The sequence below is a fragment of the Kitasatospora sp. NPDC056446 genome, from assembly GCF_042796115.1.
Lineage (GTDB): Bacteria > Actinomycetota > Actinomycetes > Streptomycetales > Streptomycetaceae > Kitasatospora.
On the sequence record NZ_JBHTRF010000086.1, the window covers coordinates 25,488 to 34,589 of the forward strand.

10 protein-coding genes are annotated in these 9,102 nt (G+C 76.5%); 6 read left to right on the plus strand and 4 right to left on the minus strand.

What is annotated here, in order from left to right:
- Positions 1-35: 35 nt before the first annotated feature.
- Positions 36-725, plus strand: coding sequence for a hypothetical protein (locus tag ACFQ6N_RS34445; RefSeq protein WP_380657710.1), 690 nt, complete (start codon positions 36-38; stop codon positions 723-725).
- Between the two features lie 75 nt (positions 726-800).
- Here the strand turns inward: ACFQ6N_RS34445 and ACFQ6N_RS34450 are convergent, their stop codons facing one another.
- Positions 801-1,973 (minus strand): MFS transporter, encoded by a 1,173-nt coding sequence (locus ACFQ6N_RS34450; RefSeq protein WP_380657712.1) that lies wholly within the window; start codon positions 1,971-1,973, stop codon positions 801-803.
- A 148-nt stretch (positions 1,974-2,121) separates the two neighbouring features.
- Between ACFQ6N_RS34450 and ACFQ6N_RS34455 the strand changes: the two genes are divergently transcribed.
- Together ACFQ6N_RS34455 and ACFQ6N_RS34460 are read left to right on the plus strand one after the other, a co-directional pair.
- Positions 2,122-2,520, plus strand: coding sequence for an ArsR/SmtB family transcription factor (locus tag ACFQ6N_RS34455; RefSeq protein ID WP_380657714.1), 399 nt, complete (start codon positions 2,122-2,124; stop codon positions 2,518-2,520).
- Positions 2,521-2,738: 218 nt separating this feature from the next.
- On the plus strand, positions 2,739-3,944 hold the full coding sequence (locus ACFQ6N_RS34460) for an alpha/beta hydrolase family protein (RefSeq protein WP_380657716.1): 1,206 nt from the start codon (positions 2,739-2,741) through the stop codon (positions 3,942-3,944).
- 174 nt (positions 3,945-4,118) lie between these two features.
- Here ACFQ6N_RS34460 and ACFQ6N_RS34465 read toward each other — a convergent pair whose 3' ends face one another.
- Together ACFQ6N_RS34465 and ACFQ6N_RS34470 are read right to left on the minus strand one after the other, a co-directional pair.
- On the minus strand, positions 4,119-4,541 hold the full coding sequence (locus ACFQ6N_RS34465) for a tautomerase family protein (RefSeq protein WP_380657717.1): 423 nt from the start codon (positions 4,539-4,541) through the stop codon (positions 4,119-4,121).
- A 94-nt stretch (positions 4,542-4,635) separates the two neighbouring features.
- Positions 4,636-5,337 carry an SDR family oxidoreductase gene (locus tag ACFQ6N_RS34470; protein ID WP_380657718.1) on the minus strand — a complete coding sequence of 234 codons (702 nt, stop codon included), beginning with the start codon at positions 5,335-5,337 and terminating at the stop codon, positions 4,636-4,638.
- Between the two features lie 211 nt (positions 5,338-5,548).
- On the opposite strand from ACFQ6N_RS34470, the gene ACFQ6N_RS34475 reads away from it, so the two are divergent.
- Together ACFQ6N_RS34475 and ACFQ6N_RS34480 are read left to right on the plus strand one after the other, a co-directional pair.
- A complete protein-coding gene (locus ACFQ6N_RS34475) occupies positions 5,549-6,232 on the plus strand; it encodes a helix-turn-helix domain-containing protein (protein WP_380657720.1) in 684 nt (227 codons plus the stop codon).
- 51 nt (positions 6,233-6,283) lie between these two features.
- Positions 6,284-7,009, plus strand: coding sequence for an HAD family hydrolase (locus tag ACFQ6N_RS34480; RefSeq protein WP_380657722.1), 726 nt, complete (start codon positions 6,284-6,286; stop codon positions 7,007-7,009).
- Positions 7,010-7,123: 114 nt separating this feature from the next.
- Here ACFQ6N_RS34480 and ACFQ6N_RS34485 read toward each other — a convergent pair whose 3' ends face one another.
- Positions 7,124-7,774, minus strand: coding sequence for a GNAT family N-acetyltransferase (locus ACFQ6N_RS34485; RefSeq protein ID WP_380657724.1), 651 nt, complete (start codon positions 7,772-7,774; stop codon positions 7,124-7,126).
- 195 nt (positions 7,775-7,969) lie between these two features.
- Here ACFQ6N_RS34485 and ACFQ6N_RS34490 point away from each other — a divergent pair.
- A partial coding sequence (locus ACFQ6N_RS34490) for an acyltransferase family protein (protein WP_380657725.1) occupies positions 7,970-9,102 on the plus strand: 1,133 nt, incomplete at its 3' end.

Sequence of the window (9,102 nt, forward strand, 5' to 3'; positions counted from 1 at the left end):
AATACCAGTTTGTTTTTTGTCTGGTGGGCTCTGTTATGTGTATACGACACACCCACTCCCTGGGGGGGGCCGTCGACTACCTCTACCGCCCCCGCGCCGTGGGGCCCGCCGCCGCCGGCGTCGGCAAGACCCTGGTGTCCTCCTCGATGCTCGACCGCGTCGCCGCCGACCTCGGCCGCACCCTGGTCGAAGTCCCGGTCGGCTTCAAGTGGTTCGTCGACGGCCTGCTGGAGGGCTCGATCGGCTTCGGCGGCGAGGAGAGCGCCGGCGCCTCCTTCCTGCGCCGCGACGGCGGCGTGTGGACCACCGACAAGGACGGCATCCTGCTCGCCCTGCTCGCCGCCGAGATCACCGCCGTCACCGGCGCCACCCCCAGCGCCCGCTACCGCGAACTGACGCAGCGCCACGGCGCCCCCGCCTACGCCCGCGTCGACGCCCCCGCCGACCGCGAGCAGAAGGCCCGCCTGGCCCGGCTGTCCCCCGAACGGGTCGGCGCCGGCGAACTCGCCGGGGAGAAGATCACCGCCGTCCTCGCCAACGCCCCCGGCAACGGCGCCCCGATCGGCGGCATCAAGGTCTGCACCGACAACGCCTGGTTCGCCGCCCGCCCCTCCGGCACCGAGGACGTCTACAAGATCTACGCCGAGTCCTTCCACGGCCCCGACCACCTCGCCCGGGTCCAGGACGAGGCCCGCGCCCTGGTCGGCGAGGTCCTCGGCACCTGAGGCACCCCGCCCGTACGCCCCGCCCCGCCCGTACGCCCCGCCCGGCTCAGGTCGGGGCCGGGCGGGGCGTACGGCTCAGGACGCCGCCGCCACCGCCGCCCGCACACCGGGCCGCTCGTCGCGCGTGGTCACCGCCGCCACCGCGCACGCCGCCACCGCCAGCACCGCCGCCGCGAACGGGAACCACCGCCCGCCCAGCAACCCGATCGCCGCCGAACCCGCCACACCCCCCGCCGCCGTCCCCAGGTACAGCGCACTGCTGTTCAACGAGATCAGCAGCGGCGCGCCCGCCGGATCCAGCGACGCCAGCCGGTGCGGCAGCGCCACCGACACCGCCCACCCCGCCAGCGGCACCACCGCCGCGTACCCCAGCGCCCCCGGCATGCTGCGCCCCAGCCAGGGCAGCGCGGCGAACGCGCACGCCGCCACGGCCGAGCCGGCCAGCAGCACCGGGCGCACCCCGACGCGGTCCACCAGGCGCCCGCCCAGCCAGCTGCCGGCCACCGACATCACGCCGCAGGTCAGCAGGATCGCGCTCAGCCGGTCGCCGTCGCCGCCGGTGGCGCCGGACACGGCGGTGGCCAGGTAGATGTAGACGCTCTGGAAGGCCAGGAAGAACACCAGCGTGGTCGCCGCCGCGCCCAGCACCCGGCGCCGGCCCAGCGGGGCCAGCCGGGCCCGCAGGGCGGGGGCGGCGGCGGGGGCGGGCAGATCGCGCAGCAGGGCGGCCAGGCCCACCAGGGCGGCCAGGCCCAGCGCGGTGACGAGCCACATCGTCAGCCGCCAGTCGCCGCGCCCCACCCAGGTGCCCAGCGGCACCCCGAGCGCGGTGGCCACCGTCATCCCGCCCAGGACGGTCGCCAGTGCCCGGCCGCGCCGCTCGGGGGCGACCAGGGTGGTGGCCACCGCGTTGGCGGTCGGGGTGTAGAGGGCTGCGCCGGCGGCGGCCAGCACCCGGGTGGCGAGCAGCAGGCCGTAGGTGGGGGCGAGCGCGCTGAGCGCGTTGGCGGCGGTGAACACCGCGAGCGCGGCCAGCAGCAGGCGCCGGCGCGGCCAGCGGGCGGTGAGGGCGGCCAGGACCGGGGCGAGCAGCGCGTAGCCGAGCGCGAAGACGGTGACCAGCTGGCCGGCGGCGGGCACCGACACCCCCAGGTCGGCGGAGACCGGGCCGAGGATGCCGGCCACCACCATCGAGTCGGTGCCCATGGCGAAGGTGCCGAGGGCGAGCAGGAGAAGGCGTACGGGCACGGGCGGGCCCCCCGGGGCGAAATGGTTTGATGGACGTGCAACAGTTTGAGGCTCGTCAAACACTCGGGGATTGGTGGATGATTGTCAAACCATTCGTTTCCCGCACCCCCGCACCCCCGCACCCGCATCCCCCCGGAGGCCCAGCGCCATGAGCGTCCCGCGTGCCACGAGCGCCCCGAACCTCCCGAACGGCACGGGCGCACCGAGCACCCCGCGTGCCACGGGCGCGGACGAGCGGCTTCCCCAGCCCGCCACCGCCGACATCGACCTCGTCACCGTCCTGCACGCCCTCGGCGACCCGGTCCGCCTGACCCTGCTGCTGAGCTACGCCGACGACGCCGAGCACTCCTGCGACCCCCGCGGCCTGGGCCTGGAGCACCTGCACAAGTCGACCGTCTCCCACCACATGCGGGTGCTGCGCGAAGCCGGGGTCACCAGCACCCGCGTCGCCGGGCGCAACCGCTTCGTGCGCCTGCGCCGCGCCGACCTCGACACCCGCTTCCCCGGCCTGCTCGACGCCCTGCTGTCGGCGGCCGCGGCGGGCTGAACGGGTCGTCTGAACCGGCCGCCTGGACCGGCCGCCTGAACCGGCCGTCTGGACCGGCCGGTGTCCGGGGTGGCGCCGTGGGCCTATGCCCGCGGTCGTACCCGGCGCCCGTGCCTCCTGCCCCGGGCCGACGCGAACGCCCGGGCCGCGGCGGCACGGTGGACGCGCGCGCCGGCCTTCCGCCGGCGCTCCGCCGACCCGCCGGAGGAACCGGGCCCATGGCCAGCCGCAACCCCAGCCCTCGCCCCAGTCGTCACGGCCCCAGCCGCCGCGGCGTCCTCGCGGCCCTTGCCGCCTCGGCCGCCGCCTCGGCCGCCGGAGCCGTCGCCGCCGGGCCCGCGCGCGCCGACGCCGCAGGCCCGCCGCGCCTGTGGCTGCCCGCGCCGACCGGGCCGCGCCCGGTAGGCACCGCCCTGCTGTACCTGGACGACCCCGCCCGCCCCGTCGACGCCTGGGCGCCCGTGCCGCGTCCGCGCGAACTGCGGGTGCGCCTGTGGTACCCGGCGGCCCGCCCCGGCGGCGGCCCGCGCGCGCCGTGGATGAGCGGGGCGGAGACGGCGCACCTGCGGGACGCCTACTTCGCCGTGCCCGGCGCCCGGATCCGCTGGCCCGTCACCCACGCCGTCGCCGGGGCGCCCGCCGACCGCACCCGGCGCCACCCCGTGGTCCTCAACTCCCACGGCTCCGGCGGCGACAGCGCGTTCAACACCGTCCTCGCCGAGGAGCTCGCCTCCCACGGCCACGTCGTCGCCGCCGTCGACCACACCTACGACGCGGGCGAGGTCGGGTTCCCCGGCGGACGGCTGGTGGTGCGCGACAAGGCCCGCGTCCAGGCCATGACCGACGCCGCGATCGTCGCCTACCGGGCCGCCGACGTGCGCCGCGTCCTGGACCGGCTGGAGCGCGGCCCGCTGCCGGCCGGCCTGGGGGAGGCCCTGGACCCCGGCGCCGTCGGCATGTTCGGCCACTCCATGGGCGGCGCCACCACCGTCCAGGCCCTGCACGAGGACCCGCGCATCCGGGCCGGCGCCGTCCTGGACGGCCCGCTCTTCGGCACCGGCGCCACCGCCGACCAGCCCCGGCCCCTGCTGCTGATGGCCTCCGCCTGGGACAGCCCGGCCCGCGACGCGATGTGGGACGCCCTGTGGCCGCACCTGGGCGGCCCGCGCCGCCGGCTGACCCTCGCCCGTTCCGGCCACCTGTCCTACACCGACCTGCAACTGCTGGTCCCGCAGGGCCGGTCCGTCTTCGCCTGGCCCGCCGACCGGCTGGAGCACTTCCTGGGCACCGGCGACCCGGGGCGCGCGGTGCGGGCCCAACGCGCCTACCTCACCGCCTGGTTCGGCCGCCACCTGGCCGGCCTGCCGGCGCCGCTGCTGGACGGTCCCTCGCCGCTGTGGCCGGAGGTGGTCTTCGACGCTTGAGCCCGGGCGGCGGGCTCCGGGGGTCGCGGCGGCGGGCCCGTCCGGTCATGCCGGAGCCCGGACCCCCGCGGGGGGCGGGGGTCCGGGCGGTCGGTGCCGTCGCCCCGGCGGGGTGCCGGGACGGGGGTCGGTACGGGGTCCGGTACGGGACGGGGCTCGGGACGGGGGCGGGGCTCAGTACGGGCTGGGGCGGTTCTCCCGGGCCCACAGCTGTTCGACCTCGCTGCCGGGCGGGGGCGGGGTGAGGCCGTCGATCATCCACAGGTTCTGCGGGGTCTCGTCGATGTGGAACTCGCAGTACAGGCCGCGCCCGGTGGTGTGGGGGGCGAGGAGGTCGGCGAGCGCCTCGCGGGTGCGCCTGCGCAGCTCGGGGTCCTCGGTCTGCCGGGCGAGGTGTTCGACCACGATGCGCACGGCGGAGTCGGACGGTTCGCCGCCGAGGTGGAAGGAGCCGGGCTCGATCTCGTGGAAGAGCACCATCACGTAGAACTTCGGCAGTCCGAAGCGGGTGTAGAACGCCGTGATGTCGGTGGAGAGCTGCTGCTTCTGCTCGGGGGTGTAGGCGCGGGGCGGGTGGTAGACGTGCCACAGGGGCATGGCGGTTCCTCCTGGTCCGGTGGTCTGCGGTGCGTGGCGGTGCGTGGCGGTGCGGGCGGTGCGTGGCGGTCGGTCGGTGGCGGGTGGCGGCGGGTCAGCGGCGGGCGAGGACGGAGAGGTTCTCGACCGGGCCGGACAGGGCGGCCTTGAGGGCGCGGGAGGCGTCGTCGACGAGGACCTCGTGCTCGCCGCGTTCGAGGCCGTCCAGCACGGCGCGGGCGACGTCGGCGGGCGCGATCTTGTCGACCGGCAGGGCCGCGACCATGCCGGTGTCCGCGAAGCCCAGGTGCACGCCCAGGACCTGGGTGTGCTGGGCGGCCAGTTCCAGGCGCAGCGAGTTGGTCAGGGACCACAGGGCGGCCTTGGAGGCGCCGTAGGCCCCGGCCCCGGCGCCCCAGGACAGCAGCGAGTGGATGTCGACCAGGGCGCCGCCGCCGCGGGCGGCCAGCACCGGCGCGAAGGCCTGGGCGATGCGCAGCGGGCCGAGCACGTTGGTCTCGAAGGTGTCCCGGACCAGGGCGAGGTCGGCGCCGAGCAGCGGTGCGGCGTGGAGCACGCCGGCGTTGTTGAAGACGATGTCGACGTCGTCCGCGCGGTGCGCGAGGGCGGCCACGGAGGCGTCGTCGGTGACGTCGAGGGCGAGGACCTCCACGCGCGGGTCCTCGTCGGTGTCGGGGGTGCGGGCGGTGGCGTAGACCTTCTTCGCGCCGCGGGCCAGCAGTTCCGCGGTGAACGCCCGGCCCAGGCCGCGCCGGCCCCCGGTGACCAGGGCGGTGGAGCCTTCGATCACGGTCATGGTGTGTCTCCTTGGCTTCGCTCGTCCGTACGGCGGCGCGCCCCCGTACGGCCCGGTGCGGGTGTGGTGGGGCGGCGCCGCAACGTTTAGATTATTACCATCATCTAAACTGGATGGGAAAGTGGGGGCACCACGGTTGTGCACCACAGCCGTGCGAAAGGGTCGTACGGGAGCCGTACCGGAGCCGTACGAGCGAGAGAGGAGCCGCGGCATGCCCCGCGTGTCACGTGCCGAGGCCGAACGCAGCCGCCGACGGGTGATCGACCACACCGCCCGGCTGATCCGCGAGAAGGGCGCCGACCAGGTCAGCGTCCCCGAGGCGATGGCCGCCGCCGGACTCACCCACGGCGGCTTCTACCGGCACTTCGCCTCCAAGGACGACCTCCTCGCCCAGGCGCTCGCCGCCGCCTTCACCGAACGGCACGAGGCCATGGAACGGCTCGCCGAACCCGCAGAGCTCGCCGAACCCGCAGAGCCCGCCGAACCCGCCGAGGCACCCGACCCCGCAGGCGGGCCCGACGCCGCCGACCCCGCGGGCGAGCCCCGCGCCGAGGCGCCCGGCCCCGCCCGGCCGGACCGCTCACCCCGCCAGGAGTTCCTCCACCGCTACCTGTCCGCACTCCACCGCGACCACCCCGGCCAGGGCTGCGCCGCCGCCGCCCTGGCCGCCGACGCCGCCCGCGCCGAACCCGGCGCCCCGCTGCGCACCGCCTACACCGCCGGACTGCGCGACCTGCTCGACGGCTTCGCCCGGCTGCCTGACCCCGCCGACCGGCAGACGGCCCTCGCGGACCTGTCCACGATGGTCGGCGCCCTGATGCTGGCCCGCGCGAGCGAGGACCCGGACCTGTCCGCCGACCTGCTCGACGCCGCCCGCCACCGCCTGTCCCGGTAGGGTCGCCGGGTGCCCGCGCCCAGCCGCCGGCACCCGGAAGGACGGTGCGTGATGAGGATCAGGGGCGTGCTCTTCGACGTCGACGACACCCTGTTCGACTACTCCGGCTCGGAACGGACCGGCCTCCTCGCCCACCTGCGGGACCTGGACCTGCTGCACCGCCTGGCCTCGCCCGCCGCCGCGGTGGCACTGTGGCGCGCCGTCACCCGGGAGCCGTACGCCCGCTTCCTGGCCGGGGAACTGACCTTCGCCGGCCAGCAGCACGAACGCACCCGGCTCTTCCTCGCCGGCCTGGGCCAGGACGGCGCCGAACACCTGACCGACGAGCAGGCCGCCGCCTGGTTCGCCGGGTACACCGCCCACCGCGACGCCGCCTGGGCCGCGTTCCCCGATGCCGCACCCGTCCTGGACGCACTCGCGCCCGCCCGCCGGCTCGGGGTCGTCTCCAACTCCTCGACCGCCCACCAGCGCCGCAAGCTCCGGGCCGTCGGCCTGCTGCGCCACTTCGACGACGCCGTGCTGGTCTGCTCCGACGAGCACGGCGAGGCCAAGCCCGCCCCCGGCATCTTCCTGGCCGGCTGCGCACGCCTGGGCCTGGCCCCGCACGAGGTCGCCCACGTCGGCGACCGCCACGACCTCGACGCGCTCGGCGCCCGCGACGCGGGCCTGCACGCCTTCTGGCTCGACCGCCACGCCTCGGGCGCCCCGGCGGGGCCGGGCGTGCACGTCCTGCACTCCCTCACGGCCCTGCCCGCCGCCCTGGACGCCCTGCCCTGACCCGCATGCCCTGCCCCGCAGCGCCCTGACCTGCCCTGCCCCGCAGCGCCCTGACCCGCATGCCCTGACCCGCCGCCGGGCCGCCGCCTTCCGGGCCGCCCGCCCGGCCGCCGGTCAGCCGCCGGTGCCGAGCATCTCGCGGCAGCCGTCCGTCAGGCCGGTGACGGTGACCGGGACGGTGGCGTGCCGCGCCCAGTCCGCCCGGGACAGGCGCAGCCGCCGGGACTGCGCCACCCGCCCGTCCAGGACGTCGTGCTCGATGCCGTCGTCGCGGTAGCCGAGCTTGCGGGAGACCGCGAGCGAGGCCGGGTTGTCGCTGAACGACACCGAGGTCGCCCACTGCGCGTCCAGGCCCTCGAAGGCCAGGTGGAGCATCGCGGCACGCATCTCGGTGCCCAGGCCGGCGCCCTGGTGCTCCAGGCCGACCCACGAGCCCGAGGAGATCTCGCGGCGGACGCCGAACTCCTTGGCCCGTACGTCCTGCACGCCCACCGGCTGCCCCTCGCGGAAGGCGACCAGGCTCAGCGCCCAGTCGTCCGGCGTCCAGCGGCCCAGCCGCCGCCAGTGCATCCGCAGGACGTGCCGGGCGCGTTCGGCGGGCGGCAGCGCGCCCCACGGGGACAGGAACGGGCGCTCCTGCGGCAGGTGGACGCCGCGCGCGGCGAGGTCGGCGAGCCGAGCCAGCTCGTCCTCGGCGGGCAGCCGCAGTTCCAGCCGGGGGGAGGTCACGCGCAGCCCCAGCAGGGGCCAGTGGTCGATGAGCATCGGGCCAGTGTGCCGGGGGAGCGCCACGCCCGCACCGGGGTTTTCCCACCGCCCGGGGGCGCCGCAAGCCGCCGCCCGGGGGCGCCGGAAGTCGTCATTGGGGGCGCCGCAAGCCGTCACCCGGGGGCGCCGGAAGTCGGCCCGGCCGACTTCCCGCGTCCCACCCGCCCCCACCAGGTGACCTACAGTCATCTCATGTGCGCACAAAGCGATACCGGCCGGTCCGGAGGCCGCCTGCCCACCCTGACCGCCCTGCGCTTCGCCGCCGCCCTCGCCGTCTTCCTCTTCCACGCCTTCCTCACCGTCAACCCGCTCCGCCCGCAGGCACCCCTCGGCTTCTTCGCCGACCGGCCCCTCGCCGACGCGCTCGCCCACGCCACCTCCAAGGCCGGGTACGCCGGGGTCTCCTTCTTCTTCCTCCTCAGCGGCTTCGTGCTCGCCTGGTCGGCCCGCGACGGCGAGCGCCCGGCCGCGTTCTGGCGCCGCCGCCTGGCCCGCGTCTACCCCTCCCACCTGGTGATGTGGGCCGCCGCACTGCTGCTGTCCGCCCAGGCCCTCCCCGTCCGGGTCTGGCTGCCGAACCTCCTGCTCGTCCACGCCGCTTCCCCCGACCCGGAAGTCAACTCCGGTATGAACACCCCCAGTTGGTCGCTCTGCTGCGAGCTGCTGTTCTACCTGCTCTTCCCGCTCCTGCACCGCGCCCAGCGCCGCCTGCCCGACCGCGCCCTCCCCGCGGGCATCGCCCTGGCCCTGCTCGCCGCCGCGGCCGTCGCCGCCACCGACGCCGCCCTGCTGCCCGACGGGCCCAGGATCACCCAACTGCCCGTCTCCCTCGACCAGTTGTGGTTCGGCTACCTCTTCCCGCCCGCCCGCCTGCCGGAATTCGTCCTCGGCATGCTGCTGGCCCGCGCCGTCACCGCCGGCCTCACCCCGCGCATCGGCCTCACCACGGCCGCCCTCCTGCTCCCGCCCGCCTACGCGCTCACCCTGGCCGTGCCCGCACCCTACGACTTCGTCCTGCCGATGGCCGTCCCCCTGGCCCTGGTCCTCTGCGCCGCCGCGCACCGCGACCTGCACCACCCCGCCCCCGCCCGCCCGCTCACCCAGTGGCTGGGCAACGCCTCCTTCGGCTTCTACCTCTGCCAGGGCGTCGTCCTCTTCCACGGCCGCCCCCTCCTGTTCGGCGAACACACCTACCCCGCCCCGCTGGCCGCCCTGCTCACCCTGGCCGCGTTCGCCGCCGCCCTGGCCGTCGGCGCGCTGCTCCACGCGGCGGTCGAGCAGCCCGGCGTGCGCCGGCTCGCCGGCCCGGCCGCGCCGCAGCGGCG